Source organism: Chryseobacterium sp. Leaf404, from assembly GCF_001424145.1.
GTDB lineage: Bacteria > Bacteroidota > Bacteroidia > Flavobacteriales > Weeksellaceae > Chryseobacterium.
In genome coordinates this window covers 308,422-326,765 of record NZ_LMQM01000010.1, presented here as the reverse complement: position 1 = coordinate 326,765, position 18,344 = coordinate 308,422, and the positions used below count along the sequence as shown (strand labels likewise).

The following is an 18,344-nucleotide window of genomic DNA, read 5'->3' as shown; positions in this document are numbered from 1 at the left end:
AAATGTCAAAAGAATGTTGTTCCGCGGAAGACGGAAAAAATATAAAAAACAAAGTAAAAAATAGTCATCAGCATAATCATCATGATGAGGACGGTCACGATCACGGAAATTTTGATAAGACACCTTTTCAAATGTTTCTACCCGCCTTAATTTCGCTGGTTTTCTTACTCCTGGGAATCGGGATGGATCATTTCTTTCCTCAGGATTGGTTCCAAGGTTGGGTGAGAATCGGTTGGTATGCTGTGGCTTATCTTCCTGTGGGATTACCTGTTTTGAAAGAGGCTTTTGAAAGTATTGCGAAAGGCGATGTTTTTTCAGAATTTTTTCTGATGGTAATTGCAACTGTTGGTGCATTTGCGATTGGCGAATATCCGGAGGGTGTTGCGGTGATGCTTTTTTATTCTGTAGGAGAAGTTTTTCAGACTTTGGCGGTAACCAGAGCGAAAAGTAATATTAAGGCACTGCTTGATCAAAGACCCGATGAAGTAACGGTTGTAGAAAACAATTCACCTAAAATTATCAAAGCGGATCAGGCACAAATTGGCGATGTTATCCAGCTGAAATCTGGCGAAAAACTGGCTCTGGACGGAGAACTACTGAGTGAATCTGCCTCTTTCAATACCGCTGCGTTAACGGGTGAGAGTAAGCCTGATACTAAAACAAAGGGTGAAACGGTTTTGGCCGGAATGATTAATCTTCAGACTGTTTCGCAGGTAAAAATTACAACAGCTTATGAAGACAGTAAGCTGAGCAAAATTCTGGAGCTGGTTCAGAACGCGACCACTCAGAAAGCACCTACAGAGCTTTTCATCAGAAAATTTGCAAGAATTTACACACCGATTGTTGTGGTTTTAGCATTATTTATTTGCCTTTTGCCGTACTTTTTCGTCAGTGATTACGTATTCAGAGATTGGCTGTACAGAGCATTGGTTTTCCTTGTTATCTCCTGTCCGTGTGCTTTGGTAATCTCGATTCCGCTGGGATATTTCGGAGGAATTGGCGCGGCTTCAGGAAATGGAATTTTATTTAAAGGTAGCAGCTTTTTAGATAAAATTGCCGAAATTCAAAACGTTGTGATGGATAAAACCGGAACGATGACCGAAGGAGTTTTCGAGGTTCAGGAAGTGAATATCAGTAAAGATTTTTACCAAAATGAATTGCTTCAAATGGTTAATGCTCTGGAAAGTAAAAGCACTCATCCTGTTGCAACAGCTATTCATAAATATGTTGGCGGGATTGATTCATCAATGGAAATTTTAAATGTAGAAGAAATTCCAGGTCAGGGTTTAAAAGCTGATGTGAAAGGAAAAGAATTGCTTGTGGGGAATTTTAAATTGATGGACCAGTTTGATATTCAGTATAATATCAATCCGGCTGATATTGTCTATACCGTAATTGCGGTTGCTTATGACAGAAAATTTGCGGGATATCTTACAATTGCAGATAAAATTAAAGAAGATGCTCAATTAACCGTCAAAAAGTTGCACGAGCTGAAAGTAAAAGTTACGATGCTGAGTGGAGATAAAAGTACCGTTGTGAAATTTGTGGCTCAACAGCTTGGAATTGATCATGCTTTTGGCGATCTACTTCCAGAAGACAAAGTGAAAAAAGTTGAAGAAGTAAAATCCGGAAATGAAAGTGTGGCTTTTGTAGGCGATGGTGTAAATGATGCTCCTGTTGTAGCTTTGAGCGATGTAGGCATTGCAATGGGCGGTTTGGGAAGTGATGCTACCATCGAAACAGCTGATGTGGTCATTCAGGATGATAAACCTTCAAAAATTCCAATGGCCATCAAAATTGGCAAGAAAACTAAACAGATTGTATGGCAAAATATTATTCTTGCATTTGCAGTAAAAGGAGTTGTTCTGATTCTTGGTGCAGATGGTTTGGCTACGATGTGGGAAGCAGTTTTTGCGGATGTAGGCGTGGCTTTACTGGCGATTTTGAATGCGGTGAGGATTCAGAAGATGAAATTAAATTGACGAACCGTTAAAATATTTCCTGAAAATCACCAGCTTTTTTCAAAATATTACAAAAAAAAATCTGTGAAAGCTGTAAATGAGCTGCGGGTTGTACTGTTTGCAATATTCCTATTTGGTATATACCTCTGTGATTAAGCCATTTCCGATCACTCCGGAATTATCCAGAATTTCAAAATCCATTCCGGAATATAATTCCGTAAGAAAGGTTTCAGCATTAATCAATGTAACATCAACGGTCACAGAATCACCCGGAAAAATATGTTCCGGCTCATCAAAAGTCTGACTGCCAAAATACGTCTTCATCTCAAAAGGAAACTGAAAAGAAGCACGGAATCCCGAAGATGCCGGGTTTACAAGACCTCCTTCATCAGTAGGATTATAGTTGATGAGCGCTTTAAAGTGTGATGGTTTTTTCATGTAAAGCAAAAGTAGAAAAAAATGTATTGATCAGAAGTATTTTTAAACCTGCAATTATCAAAACCGTAAAGATTTCAAAATTCGGTCTGTATCTTATCATTTAACCAAAAATCTTCAATGGTACAGCGCTTGCAGAACTAAGGAAACAACCAGTCAAAAAATTTTTATGAAAAACGAAGAAACAGTTTCAGTTCTTAATGATTTACTGAACATTACTATTGACCGCATTAAAGGGTTTAGCAAAGTGGAGGAGAAAGTGTGGGACACCCATTCTTATCTTAAAAACGATTACGAAGAGATGGTTGCAGAATCTGAACAGATGAAAACTGATCTCATCAACTGCATTACTGAAAATGGGGGAGAATATGACGATTCGCCGACGGTAACGGGAACAATTCACAGAGCCTGGATTGATGTAAAAAACGCATTTACTCCCAATCACGCAGAGGCAACACTTGAAAATGTGGTATTTGGTGAAAAATCTGCCATTTCGGCGTATCAGGAGGCTTTGCAAAGCGATAAATTAACCCCGGAAAGCATTCTGCTCGTTCAGGATCAGCATCAGAAACTAAAGGATTCGTATGCAAAATTCGCAGATCCCGAAAACTGATTTTAAAAATGCACTAAAAATTCATCTGATCCTGATTACATTCTGTTTTCAGGATTATTTGTTTTAAAATCCGCAGGTAGGGAAATTTTCAGGAAGTTTGATTTGTAAGAACTTACATGTTTAGAAATTTCCACAACAATGCTCTCAGATGATTTTATTTTCCTTCAAAACAGCTCCCAGCTGAAAAAGAGTTGCGGCATTAAATTGTTTGCGGATGACGCGCAGCCTTTTTTTAATCATGCTTTCACTTATTTTAAGTGAATCATTTTTTGTCATCAACTCTGAAATTTCCACAATCTTAAATCCCTTTGCAAGATATTGAACGATAAGCAGGTCTCTTTTCTCCATAAAACAAAACTACGTTAATTTTCTTTTCCCTTCAATGAATTTTTAAGCCAAAGAAGAATGGCAGTTTGATGTGAACGTTTTTCAGATAAAATTTTAAATTAAACTCAGGTTTGGTTATAATGAAAAAGTAAATAATTAACCCAGTTTTGCTTTCCAGTCCTGTTTCATTTTACTGTAGCTTGGGTGTTCTTCAGCTTCCTTCCATTTTTTATAGAAAACCGCTGCTGATTTTTCTTTTTCCGGATCACCCGTTCCCCATTCCATCGGCTCATAATTATTTTTTTGATCATACTTTTTGCCGCCTCTGTAATTAAAATATCTGCGCGCTCTTGTGAAACCCATCTGCAGATATTTTCTTGATATATCAGCTCCCACAAATTCGTTTTGCTTAATATAATCCAGAAAAAGTGAGAATATTTTTTCTGAACTCTCACGAGCTATCTCCGAATTTTTAAAGCGCCAGAATTTACCTATTTCACTTTTGTAGGGTTCGCAGATTAAAACACCCTGTTCGCCTTTTCCCACTTTGTATAACTCTGGATGCTTGCGGTAATCGGTATCTGGTTTCCAGGCATATTCTTTTGAATTAAAATGCAGATAGCTGGGTTTCTGTTTTTTCATTTAAAAATATTTACAAAGCAAATGCCTAAGTATTTATGTTTTAAAAACAGAATATTTTATCTACCTCTAATTTGTTTGAACTTTATATCAAAAAAGATATGCTGATCACTCTTTTGGGCATAAAAATGGTATGACGTAAAACAGCACTACAAAATCATACACATTGGATAATTCAGAACATCATACCAGCCTTAAACTCTATCAACTGGCTCTCGACTCCTCAAATTCGGGAATTATAATCACCGACAACAGCATTGAAGACAATCCGATTATTTACTGCAACAAAGCTTTTGAAAATATGACGGGGTACTGCAGAGAAGAAATTATTGGGCATAACTGCAGATTTTTACAGCTCAACGACAGGCATCAGAATGCAAGAAAGGAACTGAAATCAGCCGTTGCTGAGGAGATAGAAGCAAGGGTAGTGATCCGAAATTACAAGAAAAACGGTGATCTTTTCTGGAATGAACTGTTTATCTCGCCGGTTAAAGATGAAAATGGAAAAACAACGCATTTCATTGGTGTTCAGAATGATATTAGTCAGCAGAAGCAGGCAGAGCACGATTTGAGAGAAGAGAAAGCCAATGTTGAAAAAAAGGTAATCGAAAGAACGAAAGATCTGAAAGAAGAAGAAATATTTCTTTCCAGCATCATTCAGACTGTAAGAGAAAGTTTATTGGTTTTGGATGAAAATTTTCATGTCTTGAGTGCCAACAATCATTTCCTGAAAACATTTAAAGTTTCTTCAGAAGATACTATCGGTAAGCTGTTGTATGAACTGGGAAATCACCAGTGGGATATTCAGCCGCTGAAAGATTTACTGATGAAAATTCTTCCTACCAGCAATCCGGTGATTGATTTTCAGGTAGAGCATGATTTTCCTAACATCGGGAAAAAAGTGATGATACTGAATGCCTACAGAATAGAATTTGAAGGTACTTACAAAGACAGAATACTTTTAGCCATAGAAGACGCTACAGACCGTCTTGAGATAGAAAACCGCAAAGACGATTTTCTTTCAATCGCAAGCCATGAGCTTAAAACTCCTTTAACGACGATTAAAGGTTTGGTGCAGATTTTACAGAGATTCTCGGGAGAGGGTTTAAGCGAAAAATACACTGAAACCTTAAATAAAGTTGCTGTGCATGTGGACCGGCTGAACAATTTAATTACCGACCTTTTAGATACCTCAAAAATCCAGTCCGGAAATATAGAATCTCATATTGAACCCTGCGATATTTCTAGTTTGGTAAGCAACTGTGTAGACAACATTCAGATTGCTGACGACAGCCATAAAATGATCGTGAGTGGAGCAGAGAAACTCATCGTAAATATAGATGAATCTCAAATTACCCAGGTGGTGAATAATATTCTTTCTAATGCTGTAAAATATTCTCCAAAATCCAAACCCATTCATATTAACATTTCAAAAGTAGCCAATTTTGCAAAAGTTTCTGTGAAAGATGAGGGTCTGGGAATAGACCAGAAAGATAAAGGCAAAATTTTTGACCGTTTTTACCGCGCAGACAGTACGCAGAAACAGTATCCAGGAATGGGAATCGGTCTCTACGTGAGCCAGAAAATTATAGACAACCACAACGGAACATTATGGGTAGAATCTGAACCCGGATATGGTTCTACATTTCACTTTACGTTACCCTTAAACAACAACTAAATAATGGAAAAAGAAAACATGAAGATCATGATCTGTGATGATGATCAGGGAATTTTAGATGTACTGGAAATGCTTCTGGAACCCGAAGGTTTCGAGGTTGCCAAGGAAATAGACAGCACACTTCTATACGACAGGGTAAGGACAGAAAAACCTGATCTACTTCTTTTGGATTTATGGATGCCCATCTTGTCCGGTTATGATTTAATAAAAAAAATAAGATCAGACCGCGAGGTGAAAAATTTACCCATCATCGTTCTCTCGGCAAGCAGAAATGAGAAAGATATTGCATTAGAAACAGGAGCCAATCAATTTATGGCAAAACCATTTGATATAGAAGAAATTATCTTACTGGTTAATGAATCCCTTAAAAATTAAATAAAGTACAGCATAAACTGATTTTACAACAATACCAAAAATCTCTCTGCCACAAACAGAGAGATTTTTTTGGTATTGAATCTAATAATTTCAGATTGCACAAAAGAATAGTGTGTAGTTCTTAAAATCAGAATTTTTTGCTTACCTCAATGAAATCCTACAGAAAAAAAAGAAACTCCCGACTGAATTTGTCAGCCGGGAATTTTAAAAGTTTTGTTCTGAATATTTTTTCAGATTTAGATTACATATTTTTTGAGACCTTCCATAATGCCCTGCCACAGCATACTGAAAAAGCTGCGTGTAGGCTCTCGCTCTTTTTCGATCACCACGTGGTCTGGCTCGCCGGTAGATTCGTTTTTTACAAACCAATTTGCAACTGTTGAAAGCAGTTTACGCTCTTTTCCCTGTTTGTTGAGCAGATTCACATACATATCTTTATACTTAAAATAAAATCTGCCTGCAATTCCCTTAGAATCACCGTAATAATCAAATTTTAAATAATCAATCTGCCCGTCAAGCGTTACGTTGAGATAGGGTCGTACAAATAAATTAACATTTTCAGCAGATAGCTTTTGAATATCTCCCTTAATTGTGTACTTATCAGCCTTATCAAGAACATCAAATTTCCAGTTCACATCTGTATGTGCATTGTCATAAAAATCAAACTGTGCATCAGTACTGATGACCGTTGGGCGGCCTTTTATCTTCCCGTTGTTCACATTGGCAATATTTGCATTAAAGTTGCTGAAAATAATTTTGCCAGGGATATTTTTGTTGTCTGCGTCTTCTTCATATACGAGCTCAGAATTTTTCAACACTACATTTTTTACGAAAAGCGGCATTTTCATATCTCTTAATTTTTTGCTGAAAAGATATCTAACAGCAACATCATCGGGCGGTGCCAGATCGTGGTAGATATTACAGTTAAGACCGTCAATAAAGACTTTTTCTATGTCAACAGCTCCATTTTTCCCGAACGAAGTATTATGGTCAAGAATTGAAATCCTTTTAGCCTTCAAAGTATATAGATCAGCCTCTTTCTCAATAACGCGGCTGAATGCTTTTCTTGAATATTTTGGCAGATATTGAATATTGGTGATATCTGTTTTTTTACCTGAGTTTACAATCTCTGCTACGTTCAGACTGTAATATTTACCTGCATCCAGATGCAGTTTTTTCAGATTAACAAGATGACTCACAGCAGTGAAGGGCAGGGTAGCTTTTAATGTTTCAGGATCAGCTTTTACATTATTCAGCTTTACATTAAACTCACCTACAGACAGCTTTTCTTTGGAATTAAGAGAATGCTTAATTTTACCGTTGATAATGTTGATGTACCCAATCTGAGCCAAAAATTCAGGAACAGCATTGTCTTTCTTTTTAGTCTGAGCTTTTTTGGCGGCAGAATAAACTTCTATTACAGGCTGATTCACTTCAATACCGGCAAAGTTCAGATTTAGTTTCTGGCCATTGAATTTACTTTTATTTTTTAAAATTTTAAGCTGCTTTGTGGAAACTGAAAAAACATCTTTCACATTACTTTTTCCCAAGGCAATCATTTTGAAATCATCCAAAATAATATCCGAGTTTTTAGAAGTGATTTTTGAAACTTTGATGGCCTGGAGAGGATTGGTTTTAAAATAAATATTTTCAGCCTCCATATCGTGATTGGTAAAACGGAACGGAATTTTTTCTTTCACCGTATTTTTATCAAAAACAATATCACTGAGGTTAAAATTAAAATTGTCTACAGATGCAGTTTTCTCTTTATTAGCTTGGAATACGGCGATTTTACCATTTTTAAAATGAATATTTTTCATTCCGATTTTCATCTCAACTTCTTTGGGATTGGTGTTCTTTTCTACATTGTTTTTACCGGTAGACATCACCTTCAGATCTGGTTTTAAGAATAAAACCTCATTTACGATGAGAGAATCCTGGCTTACGGCAAAGTTTTTCGCCACAAATTCATCAGCTGCAAAATCAAACACGTTTTTCGCATTATACTTTGATGGATCTTGTAATGGTTTAAGTCTGAATTTAGTTAAAGTTAAAATCCTGTTATCTGTATTGATTTTGTCTGCATCAATTTCATAAAATTCATTCACTCCAATCTTCACATTTGAAGCATCAATATTAATTTTTGAAAAAGCAAGAGGAATTTTGGAAGTACTTTCACTCTGCTTAATATCTTTTATATTGATATGAATATTCTTGCCCGTGAAAACAGGTTTCCCCAGAGCATCAGAAATATTTGCCGTTACATTTTTTACTTCAAGCGAATTTACATTCAGATCAAAAGGTTTTCTTTCTTTTGCCTCTTTTTTCTTGGGAGCAGCCAGTTTTACAGTTATATCAGAATTATTAAGAACGATTTTATCAGCGTTATAAGATTTTTTAAATGCAGCTGCAAAAAGTCCCATGTTCGTAATTTCAACTTTTTCTGCATGACCTTTAATCTGTGTAATTGTTTTGTCTGCAGGATTTTTGGTTGCAATATCAACTTTCAGTACAGAGATATTTCCTTTAAAGAGATTCAGCTTAAAATCTGCCAGTTTTACAGTATACGGAGTCTTGCTGCTGACTAATGAAGGCAGTTTTTTTTCGAGATAATACTCGAGCGCAAACGGAAAAAGGAGGGCCAAAACAACGATTACAGCAATTATAGAAATAAGCCACTTACGTCGCTTGGTAGGAGGGTGTTGGGTTTTGTTTTTCATCGGTGAGAATATAAATAGCATTTTAACAAAACGTATTCCAATAATGAAAAAATGTGATTCTGAACCAATTAAAACCAAGATTTAATTCAAAATCATGAAGAAAACCTAAAACTGTTTTTGAAAAGTAAAATTAAGCGTAGTAATTCAAAAAAAAACCCATCCCACAGATGATTGCAAAACGGAAATTTGTATTAAAAAAATTTGAATTTACTGTAAGATTGAATTGATGAGAATAAATTTATCTGTGATTTTCTCTGTTTCCGATAATTTCTTTGATTTGGCTGAGAAGGTGATCAATATCAAAGGGTTTTGATATAAATCCATCGGGCTGACAGTCATCTGCAAAGTTCTTAAGCTGAGCATGAGCACTCATTATCAGAACCGGTATTTCTGCATTTTCACGACTTGTTTTGATTTCTGTACAAAGATCGATACCAGATCCGTCGGGTAACATGACGTCAAAAAGATAAAGATCCGGCTTGTCTTCCTTATTTCGCTGATCAAAATCTTTCACAGTTTCAAACGATTGCACTGCAAAATCCTCTGAAATCAAAAATATCTCTAAAATTTCCCTGATGGAATCATCATCCTCAACGATATAAATTTTTCTCATATTTCGATATTGCAAGAATAGCACCAAAATATTATTGATTTGGTAATTTATAAAAAACTTGATTTTGAAAATGATTCTGAAATAACTACAGAAATACTGTAAATAAATACTTTAAATAAAAAATTGATTGGTATTAATAAAAATCAGAATAATTTATTAAAAGCTAATTTAGAAAAGCTGAAAAGTTTTTTTTAATAAACTCCATCAGAAACTGCCACGATGTTATTTCATTAAACTACAGAATTTCCTTCTCTATACCACCTTTCGCGCAGTTAAAAATTATTTCTGCTTCATCAAAAAAAACATTGATGGAAATCTCGAATCCGTTCGTCATAAAAAAAGTTACCCTCCCGTCGTTATTGTAGCTCAGAAAGCCGATATGATCTGCATTGATTATAACGGGTTTGCCCAGTGCCTTGGCTCCTTCCAGGGCATTCGGTCTTTTTAAGTTTTCGATTAAAGAAGATTTAACGTAGATTAAACCGTCTGATGTAGAACGTATTTTCGGCATAGTGAGCAAATGTAAACAAATTAAGTATTATCAAATATGATTTGAAACCTGTAAACCATAATTCAAAGTTTTTAAAATAAAATATCTTCTGCTTACAGCCTGTTTAAATTTTTATCAAATATTAATCATGGTCTAAAAACTTTTTAACAAACTCATAATGAAACTATTATATTGATCGGTTAGTATTAGATTTGTAAATCTATGTCTTTCGAAAACCAAATAAATCATCCGCTAAAAATCAATATAATCAAATAGTTTTAATGATCTTTAGATAAGCTCTTATATTTAAGGTATTTAGAACCAATTCTTATTTCATAAAAATTGATTAATAAAATTTGTTTAATCAAGTTAAAAAAAAAATGATTTAATGAGTGTGAGCCAGAGATTCCGCAATAATTTCAGCAGCGGTATCACAAAAATCCAGGCCCGAATAATCAGGATTGAGGCCACCGATATAAGCTACAGACATGATGTAGAGATTTTTGCGTATTTTTCCATACACATCCAGCGCCTGAAAATTATCGTTAATGCTCAGCCCTTTCACCTGAAGATAAAAATTATCATTCTGACCTTTTTTGATCATCTCATTTCCAGATTCCAGCAGCTCGAGGGCTTTTTGAGAATCCTTGAAATTCAGATAGCCGGAAGAAACCAAACCTTCCTTTTTAAGCCCGTCAAATGGGAGATCATTAAAATTCATCGCACGCTGGCCCGTGGCGTCTACATACATCCGGTAAAAAATTTCATGTGAAATTCCTTCATTATTTTTAAAACTGTAGACTGCCCCTTCATCGTTGTGAGGTTCTACCTCGCTTTCTGCATCCACATTACTCAAACTTATAATTCCTGCGTCATACAAAGCAATAATTTCTCTGTATGAGGATTGAGGAAGCGCAGCAATAATAATAGAAATCAGAGGCATCAGTGTTTTGGTAAGCCTCAGCATATCTTCCGCCGAAAAGTGTTTTGCAGGATAGTTCATCGCATAGCTGAAAGATGTTAAAGCCTCTTTCCACGTGATCGACTGATGTCTTCTGATGGATTTTTCGGCCTCCGTATATTCTGCCTTGAAAAGCTCAAAACTATCGAGCTCTTTTCGGAGTTTCATCATTTTTTCTACAAAACCTTCAATTGTCAGGTCTTTGATTTCTTCATAAAAATCCGGATCTTTTTTCGCAACAATTTTTTTAAAATTAATATCGAAAACATAATCAAGATCTACGAAGCCAGCGTGTGTTTTTTTATATTCGTAAATTTCTTTCAGAGACATTTTCCATTCTGTAGAAAACGCTTCATCTTCAGAATGGAAACGCAGAGCCGGAAGAAGCCCGCTCAAAGAATAAAGATCAATTCTGAAATCCTGAGCATCATCATTTAAAGTGTATTTCAGCTGATGATTTTTCATTTCAGAAAAATGACCATTCAGTCTTGAAAGCGTTTTGATGATATCCACTGCCGTGAGAGAAGCACCCTTCACTGCAACGGGAAAATTAGTAGTTTCTGTAAATTTTGACGGTGGGTAGGGAGAATCATACCATCCTTTCTGACCTCCTTCGCGCGATTTTATCCATTGATGACCTGTGCTCAAAACCACTACATCAGCAGTAAATTTTTCATCGTCAGTGGTAATAATGCTAAATGAATCATCATCATGGGATTTTATATCGTCAACAGTAGTATTCAAATGAATTTCAACATCGATTCCCAGATTTTTTGCAGATTTTACAAGCATTTTAAACTGGTTTTCAAGGTATTTCCCAAGTACAAGGCGGGGGATCACCTGATCTCTGTTGATTTTTCCTTCATTTTTGTAATCCGGGAAATCTGCGAGATCGTTCTTTGTAATAAATTCTTCAATATCGGTCACCAGCTGCGGAATTTCGTTTGCTGAAACATTGGCAACATGCTCCCTCCCAGCTCCCGCGGCTCCGTATGGCATTCCCATCCCCAAATAAGAATTCTTCTCAAAGACAATGATCTTTCTGGGATTAATTTTTTTTGCTGTTATGTGTTTGAAGAAAAAAAGTGCTGCAGGCCCACCTCCAATGAGGGCTACAGTCTGTGATTTGATGTCTGGCATAAAAGTGTGTGGTCTTATTCTTATTTCATTTCAAAATATGTACCCTTATTTTAGATTCATACTTTAAATTTTGCTGAAAGCTTATGATTGAAATCATTTTTAAATTTTCACCATAAATCTCCAGAAATCTTGAAAATTACGGGTCGCTATTTTTTGAAATCATGACTTATTCTAAAATGAAAATTAGAATCTTAAATTTTTGAGAAAGTATTTTCTATCTGTACTGAAAAATTGAATTCAATCTAAATTTCCCTCATCATCCTGAAGGTAAGATTGATTCTTTCTTTCATGGGTTGGGTAGATTTTGCAATTCTGTGTTGCCAGTTTTCCTGCAGATCGCCTTTCATAATAAGCAGTGAGCCGTGGGGAAGTGGAAGGCTGTATCTTCTGCTGTGATCGTCCATTTTGCGGAAATCAAATTTTCTGGTTTCTCCCAGGCTTACAGATGCAATCACGGGACGTTCGCCGTATCTTTTCTCTTTATCCCGGTGCCAGGCAACAGAATCGTTATTATCCCTATATAAATTAAGGAGAACCGAATTAAATTCATACCCAAATGCTCCTTCAATCTTTTCTTTCAGTGAAAAGAGTTCCGGCGTCCAACTGTTGACTTCAAAATCGCTTCCGCCGAGTTTATATGCTTTTTCGCCATCACCGTACCAGGCGGTAAGTCTGGGTGTGAGAACTGTTTTATCATACATTTTTTGAGTTCTTTGTTTCCACGGGCAGTTTGTGAGAAGCAGTTTGTGCATCAGATTGGCTTCTTCGGGCGTAAGAAAATTCTCCCTGAATTCAAGAAGATTCAGCGGAAAGTTATAAAATTCTCCTGTATCAAATAAACTGAGCTGCCTCATGATTTTCTAAGCTTTTAAAGTTTAAACAATTCTTGTTATTTGTGTTTGTATGCTTTCAACGATATCTATTCAGATTTAATTTTTAAAATTTCGTATTTCTGATCTTAATTCTTCAAACATGCGTCTGATTTCCTGATGTTCAAGATTTTCGATTTTCAGTTCCTGAGTATTAATGCTGCAGGCAAATTCCCAGATTTCATAGACTTCCTGCCATTTGATTTCGTAGGGCTCGTAAAAAGTATTATCCGAACTTACAAAACTCCCGGAGTCATTCTGATGTGAAAATCTTTTGTAAACAATACCGTCTTTTGTAATAAAAATATAGGTTTTGCCTTTTTTTAAATCTTTTTTATCTTCCAGATATTTACCTACGATAAAAGTCCCGTCACTATAAGGCGGCATCGAATCACCATCAGCAGGAAAAGCCCTGAATTTACCATTTCTGAGAAACGGCAGTGAGAGATGCTGAAGACTGTCTACAAATTCCGGATCGTTATAGCCGCTCAGGTATCCCATACTTGCCTTCTGTGGTACAATTTCAATCTTATTTTCTCCTGCCTCATCCACTTTCATCGGCAGCAGCGTTCTGTTGTTAGGAAGATTCACGATGTCGTGCAGAGAATATTTTGTTAAATCTACGGTGAGTAAGACGTCAATATTAATTTTAAAATATTTTGAAAGTCTGACCAGAAGTTCAATAGGTGGCTCTGATCTGCCTTCTTCATACGTAGAATATCTTCCGCGTGTAATCGAAATTTCATCGGCAACCTTTTGTTGTGATACTTTTGACTGGTCTCTCAAAAACCTTATATTTTCAGATAAAATTGACATTGCTATAAATTACAGCAACAAATATACGTTATTTTGCAACAAATAATATCAACAAATTTTCTTTATTTTGAAAAAAAAAACTCTCTTCAAAATGTGAAGAGAGCGTAGAGAATTTCGAAATTAAATGGTAAAAATTCAGAGAAGATCTGAATTATTAATTATCGTCCTATTTAAGAATAATTTGGTAATAGCCATTGTCATCTTTAACGTCAATAGCGATTCCTGTAAATGTGAGCTTATTGATCTGGTAACCATCACAGCCACCTTTAAATTCAGAAGAGACAATAGAAAAACTGAATGTTCTGACGGGGGAAGTGAAAGTATAATTTTTGGTTCCGTTATACGCTCCTACATTTTGGAGAACAATCTTGTCATCATCCGTCTTAGTAACCTGTACTGTCACCTGATTTTCATCTTTTATTGTAAACGGATTGAGCGCTCCAGTGGTAATGAGGTTATCTCCATTGTCATTTACAAATTCAAAAACAATAGGTTGGGGAGCATTGTAGCATTCTTCACCGCAGGAAGTGAGAATGAAAGTGGTAAGAAGAAAAAATATTATTTTTTTCATATCTTCAAATTATTCCGGTTCCTGTAAAGTTAAATATAATTTTTAATATCTTTAATCAATTTTTGCAAAGTAATCTATGTTAAACGCACAGTGCCGATCGCCTTTACCTATTCTTATCGCATCTTCCGCAGGTATGGTTACCGGTTTTCAGGAGTAGAGAATGCCCACAATACGTACAGGAATAATGATCTGAATTTTCAATAAATTTCACTTTATCTTTAAATAAATGTGGCAAAATCGGAAGACCAAACAGTACCTCATCATCTGTAAAATAGTAAAAATTTAAAACTTTGGTTACAGTTTTAAGTTCATGATTCAAAATCCCCGCCAGGCAATGGATTTTATGATTTTTAGGGTATTTTATTATTTATGGAGCTCGTCTAAATTTCATAAAAATTAATTATCCCGACACTTAGTTTTACAAGTTCAGGATGATATTGGAGTTTATTTCGATGAAATTTAAAGACATTTTTCCAACCTTGAGGGCTGGGGTAAAGAAAAATGACGTGAAAATTTGTTTTTTAATTATTTTTAAAAAAGTTCTCAGAATGGAAAATAATTTCAGTAAGCAAAAAACCGATTTGTAAACACAAAAAATATTAAAAACTGAAGTGGAAAAGTTTTCTGAAAAAGAGTACTGAGCTCATCAACCAAAAATTTCACCTGCTGCGGACGTTTATTTTTATCTACCTCAAGACGGTTATACAGGCCGGTTTTAACGATAATCAATTTCTTTTCAGGTATCATAATAATGAACTGTCCTAAAAAACCGTAAAAAAAATAATGCGGAACTGTATGATCTCTGTTAGCCCAGACATTGTAAGCAAAAGCAGGGTTTTGCGCGGAAGGACTAATAAGTTTTCTGCAAAATTCTTTTGAAAGTATCTGTTTTTCTTTCCAAAAACCTTCATCCATCACCAGCTGACCTATCTTTGCGAAATCTCTCGCGGTGGCGTGAATGCAGCAGAATGCTTTTTCTGTATTGTTTTCATCAGTGCTCCATTTTGCAGGATATTCCATGCCTAAAGGCTTCCAAAGCTTTTCTGACAGGTATGAAGAAAGATCACACCCAATTACTTTTCTTAAAACCAAGCCCAATAACTGTGCTGCAACACTTTGATACTCATACCTCGTTCCGGGCATTTCTTTCAGGTCAACATTCAGGGTCTGACTGGCAAGATCGTCAATAAAATACTGCTTAGAATTTTCTGCGAACGGATGGCGGTATTCTTCTTCCCAGTCGAATCCTGCCTGCATCATCATAAGATGTTTCACAGTGAGAAATTTGCCGAAATCACTGTCGGCATATTGAGGAAATATCGTGGAAATAAGCTGATCTTCGGAATCCAGCTTTCCGTCTTCGATTGCAAATCCTGTAATCATAGAAAGAATGCCTTTTGCCATAGAAAAAGAATTGAGCAGAGAATCCTGGCTGTGATTTTTCCAGTATTGTTCGAAAATCAGCTGATGATCTCTAATAATTACGAGTGAAGAAGTTCTGGTTTTTTTCAGTTCCTGCAAAATATTTTCGGGAAGAGTCTTTTGGTTATACTCCGCGTCTTTATCCCACAAATCACAGTGATAATTTTGAATGATATGGGATGGAAATTTTTCTTCATCATCTGTAGATGGAGTGATGGGGCCTTTTTTGAGATTTTTGCCAATCGCTTTAAAAATATATCCAAATCCCGAAATATAAATTGCAGCACTTACAGAGCTTCCGACTAAAAAGGCAGTCCAGAATTTTTTCATTCTTTCAACAGTTTTCGATTGACTTATGATTGATTATCAGTTTAAAAAAAAGATTTCATTCATCTCACTTTTAAACTCAGAATATTGTTCTTTAAATTTTAAGCTCATAAAAAAGGTTCAGCACAGAAGCCAAACCTTTGAAAGTATAAATGATAACAAAATGATTATCTGATTTTTCGTAATCTGAATCAGAGGTCATTATTTCATAGAAGCCTTCACTTTTTCAGCCTCCATCAAGTGATGCTCAAGGGTTGGAAGTGTTTTGTCTGCAAATCCTTTCAATGAAGCGTCCATCCCGGAAGAAGCCTGTTTTTTAAACTCAGCAATATCTTTTTGGTGGTCTGTTACCATTGCATCTGCGTACATTCTGTCAAAATCTGCACCTTTTTTGGCTTTCAGATCATCCACCATCTTTTGCTTTTCAGCATCAAGACTCGTTGGCAACATGTAACCAGCTGAGGATGCCCACGCTTTCAGTTCGTCATTTGCTTTTCCATGATCTTTCGACATCATTGCGCCAAGACTTTTTACCGAAGCTGCACTGCCATTTGTTTTTGCCAGGTCGCCCAACATCACTTCCATCATACCGCCCATTGCTGCAGCGTCGGCAAATTTTTTGTCCTGATCATTTAGTGTAGCAGCGTTTGCATTGGTAGTCGCCATTGTAGAATCTCCTGGAGTCTTCATAGTGTCGTCAGTCATTACAGTTCCAGAACTGTCTGTAGATGTGTCTGTAGTCTGCGTTTCTTTTTTGTTGCACGCAACTAACGTTGCAACGGCAAATAACGTTAGAATTGAATTTTTCATATAATTTGATTTAATTGGGTGTAAAGTTATCTGTAAGTAAATAACCTTCTGCATTGTTAACAATTTATCTGCCAAAAACTTAAACTCATGATAATAGTTGCATTACTGTGGTATGTGAATTTTGATATTCTTTAAAATCGGTAAAAATAATTACTTTTGAAGACCTGTATTATGAAGAATAAGATAATCCCACGGCGCCATCTCGAGAATAAACGTTCCTGTAATGCTATGTAGCTTCCCGGTAAAAAGATTGGTATAGACACTGATATCAAATGACGTATCAAATTGCACAAGTGCAGGATCTCTACTGAAATTAATAAAAACCAGAACCTTATCGCCGTTTTTTTCTCGCACAAAAGACATCACCTGTTCCATTTTGTCATTCATAATTCTTACCATCTCCCCGCCGTGCGGGCCGTTCCAGAGAGCCTGATTCTGATGTTTTAATGTGAAAAGGGTTTTATATAAATCTTCATTTTCATGTGATTTCCACTCGATGGGATCTTTTTCAAAAAATTCGAGGGAGCGGTTAAGACCGGCTTCTTGACCGCTGTAAATTAACGGTATGCCGTCCATCATCGCAGTAAAAACAGAAACAGCCTTCAGAGCGTCACCAAAATTGCTGTATTGATCTCCTTCCCACGAATTTTTATCGTGATTATCTACAAAATTCATTCTGATTCCTTCTTTTGGGAAAATAGAAACATGCTCGGCGAGATAGGCTTCTGCCAAGGTTTTCACATTGGTTTCTTCACGGGAAATCTGATGGAGGATGTTCCATAAAGTCCAGTTGTATGTGGCGTCAAATGCACGTTTATGGAGGTCTTTATCTTCAGCTTCAGCAAGCATAAATACAGGTTTGATGGCATCAAGTTCGGTTCTTGCGTTTTCCCAGAAATCAATGGGTACAAAACTTGCGATATCGCAGCGATAGCCATCAATATCAAATTCCTGAACCCAGTATTTCAGGGCTTCAGTCATGTATTCACGCAGCGCTGCATTTTGGTAATCAAATTCTATGATGTCATCATAATCCCGCCATCTTGTGGACTGAAATGTATTTTTTCTGGATTTTCTGTACCAGTCCGGATGCTCATCTACCAACGGATTGTCCCAACTTGTATGATTGGCAACCCAGTCTAAAATTACGTACATACCTTGCTGATGAATGGCTTTGATGAGGCTTTTGAAATCTTCTTCATTCCCGAATTCGGGATTTACCCCATAATAATCTTTCACAGAATAGTAACTTCCCAAACTTCCTTTTCTGTTGACAACGCCAATGGGATGAACAGGCATCAGCCAAATAATATCAATCCCCATTTTTTTGAGTCTTCCGAGCTGTTTTTCCACTTCTCTGAAATTACCCTGCTCAGAAAACTGCCGGATGTTGACTTCATACAGCACAGCATTTTTCACCCAATCCGGAGCGGTGATTTCAACATAGTTTTTGGGTTGATAAGATGTTTGTTTTGGCTTTGTCATAAACGCTTGCTTAAATACTTGTCTGATTTTTCAGATGAAATTCTAAAATATTCTCTGAAAAGAAATAACTGTACCATTTCCTATCAGACTTT

At 36.2% G+C, this 18,344-nt stretch carries 17 protein-coding genes; 4 read left to right on the top strand and 13 right to left on the bottom strand.

What is annotated here, in order from left to right:
* Positions 1-2 precede the first annotated feature (2 nt).
* Positions 3-1,982, top strand: coding sequence for a heavy metal translocating P-type ATPase (locus ASG31_RS07325; RefSeq protein WP_056029971.1), 1,980 nt, complete (start codon positions 3-5; stop codon positions 1,980-1,982).
* A 108-nt stretch (positions 1,983-2,090) separates the two neighbouring features.
* On the opposite strand, the gene ASG31_RS07320 is transcribed toward ASG31_RS07325, so the two are convergent.
* Positions 2,091-2,399, bottom strand: a complete 309-nt coding sequence (locus ASG31_RS07320) for a hypothetical protein (RefSeq protein WP_056029968.1) — start codon at positions 2,397-2,399, stop codon at positions 2,091-2,093.
* A gap of 166 nt (positions 2,400-2,565) precedes the next feature.
* Here ASG31_RS07320 and ASG31_RS07315 point away from each other — a divergent pair, with 166 nt between their 5' ends.
* Positions 2,566-3,009, top strand: coding sequence for a PA2169 family four-helix-bundle protein (locus tag ASG31_RS07315; RefSeq protein ID WP_056029965.1), 444 nt, complete (start codon positions 2,566-2,568; stop codon positions 3,007-3,009).
* Positions 3,010-3,153: 144 nt separating this feature from the next.
* On the opposite strand, the gene ASG31_RS07310 is transcribed toward ASG31_RS07315, so the two are convergent.
* On the bottom strand, positions 3,154-3,357 hold the full coding sequence (locus ASG31_RS07310; RefSeq protein ID WP_056029962.1) for a helix-turn-helix transcriptional regulator: 204 nt from the start codon (positions 3,355-3,357) through the stop codon (positions 3,154-3,156).
* Positions 3,358-3,492: 135 nt separating this feature from the next.
* Positions 3,493-3,978 carry a DUF4385 domain-containing protein gene (locus ASG31_RS07305; protein WP_056029959.1) on the bottom strand — a complete coding sequence of 162 codons (486 nt, stop codon included), beginning with the start codon at positions 3,976-3,978 and terminating at the stop codon, positions 3,493-3,495.
* A 163-nt stretch (positions 3,979-4,141) separates the two neighbouring features.
* Here ASG31_RS07305 and ASG31_RS07300 point away from each other — a divergent pair, with 163 nt between their 5' ends.
* Both ASG31_RS07300 and ASG31_RS07295 read left to right on the top strand, forming a co-directional pair.
* Positions 4,142-5,653: a PAS domain-containing sensor histidine kinase gene (locus ASG31_RS07300; protein ID WP_056029956.1), complete on the top strand. Its 1,512-nt coding sequence runs from the start codon at positions 4,142-4,144 to the stop codon at positions 5,651-5,653.
* Between the two features lie 3 nt (positions 5,654-5,656).
* Positions 5,657-6,028 carry a PleD family two-component system response regulator gene (locus ASG31_RS07295; RefSeq protein WP_056029953.1) on the top strand — a complete coding sequence of 124 codons (372 nt, stop codon included), beginning with the start codon at positions 5,657-5,659 and terminating at the stop codon, positions 6,026-6,028.
* 236 nt (positions 6,029-6,264) lie between these two features.
* Here ASG31_RS07295 and ASG31_RS07290 read toward each other — a convergent pair whose 3' ends face one another.
* The 10 genes from ASG31_RS07290 to ASG31_RS07245 all read right to left on the bottom strand — a co-directional run bounded on the left by ASG31_RS07290 (position 6,265) and on the right by ASG31_RS07245 (position 18,252).
* Positions 6,265-8,748, bottom strand: a complete 2,484-nt coding sequence (locus ASG31_RS07290; protein ID WP_056029949.1) for a hypothetical protein — start codon at positions 8,746-8,748, stop codon at positions 6,265-6,267.
* A 238-nt stretch (positions 8,749-8,986) separates the two neighbouring features.
* Positions 8,987-9,361 carry a response regulator transcription factor gene (locus ASG31_RS07285; protein ID WP_056029946.1) on the bottom strand — a complete coding sequence of 125 codons (375 nt, stop codon included), beginning with the start codon at positions 9,359-9,361 and terminating at the stop codon, positions 8,987-8,989.
* A gap of 235 nt (positions 9,362-9,596) precedes the next feature.
* Positions 9,597-9,872 carry a hypothetical protein gene (locus ASG31_RS07280; protein WP_056029943.1) on the bottom strand — a complete coding sequence of 92 codons (276 nt, stop codon included), beginning with the start codon at positions 9,870-9,872 and terminating at the stop codon, positions 9,597-9,599.
* Positions 9,873-10,236: 364 nt separating this feature from the next.
* Positions 10,237-11,952, bottom strand: a complete 1,716-nt coding sequence (locus tag ASG31_RS07275) for an FAD/NAD(P)-binding protein (RefSeq protein ID WP_056029940.1) — start codon at positions 11,950-11,952, stop codon at positions 10,237-10,239.
* A gap of 242 nt (positions 11,953-12,194) precedes the next feature.
* Positions 12,195-12,806 carry an alpha-ketoglutarate-dependent dioxygenase AlkB family protein gene (locus tag ASG31_RS07270; protein ID WP_056029937.1) on the bottom strand — a complete coding sequence of 204 codons (612 nt, stop codon included), beginning with the start codon at positions 12,804-12,806 and terminating at the stop codon, positions 12,195-12,197.
* Between the two features lie 75 nt (positions 12,807-12,881).
* Positions 12,882-13,637 (bottom strand): XRE family transcriptional regulator, encoded by a 756-nt coding sequence (locus ASG31_RS07265; RefSeq protein WP_056029934.1) that lies wholly within the window; start codon positions 13,635-13,637, stop codon positions 12,882-12,884.
* A 166-nt stretch (positions 13,638-13,803) separates the two neighbouring features.
* Entirely contained in the window at positions 13,804-14,208 is a 405-nt protein-coding gene (locus ASG31_RS07260; RefSeq protein ID WP_056029931.1) for a membrane lipoprotein lipid attachment site-containing protein, read from the bottom strand.
* A gap of 561 nt (positions 14,209-14,769) precedes the next feature.
* On the bottom strand, positions 14,770-15,960 hold the full coding sequence (locus ASG31_RS07255) for a serine hydrolase domain-containing protein (protein ID WP_056029928.1): 1,191 nt from the start codon (positions 15,958-15,960) through the stop codon (positions 14,770-14,772).
* Between the two features lie 198 nt (positions 15,961-16,158).
* A complete protein-coding gene (locus tag ASG31_RS07250) occupies positions 16,159-16,767 on the bottom strand; it encodes a DUF4142 domain-containing protein (RefSeq protein WP_056029925.1) in 609 nt (202 codons plus the stop codon).
* A gap of 150 nt (positions 16,768-16,917) precedes the next feature.
* On the bottom strand, positions 16,918-18,252 hold the full coding sequence (locus ASG31_RS07245; protein ID WP_056029922.1) for an alpha-amylase family glycosyl hydrolase: 1,335 nt from the start codon (positions 18,250-18,252) through the stop codon (positions 16,918-16,920).
* Between the last annotated feature and the right edge of the window lie 92 nt (positions 18,253-18,344).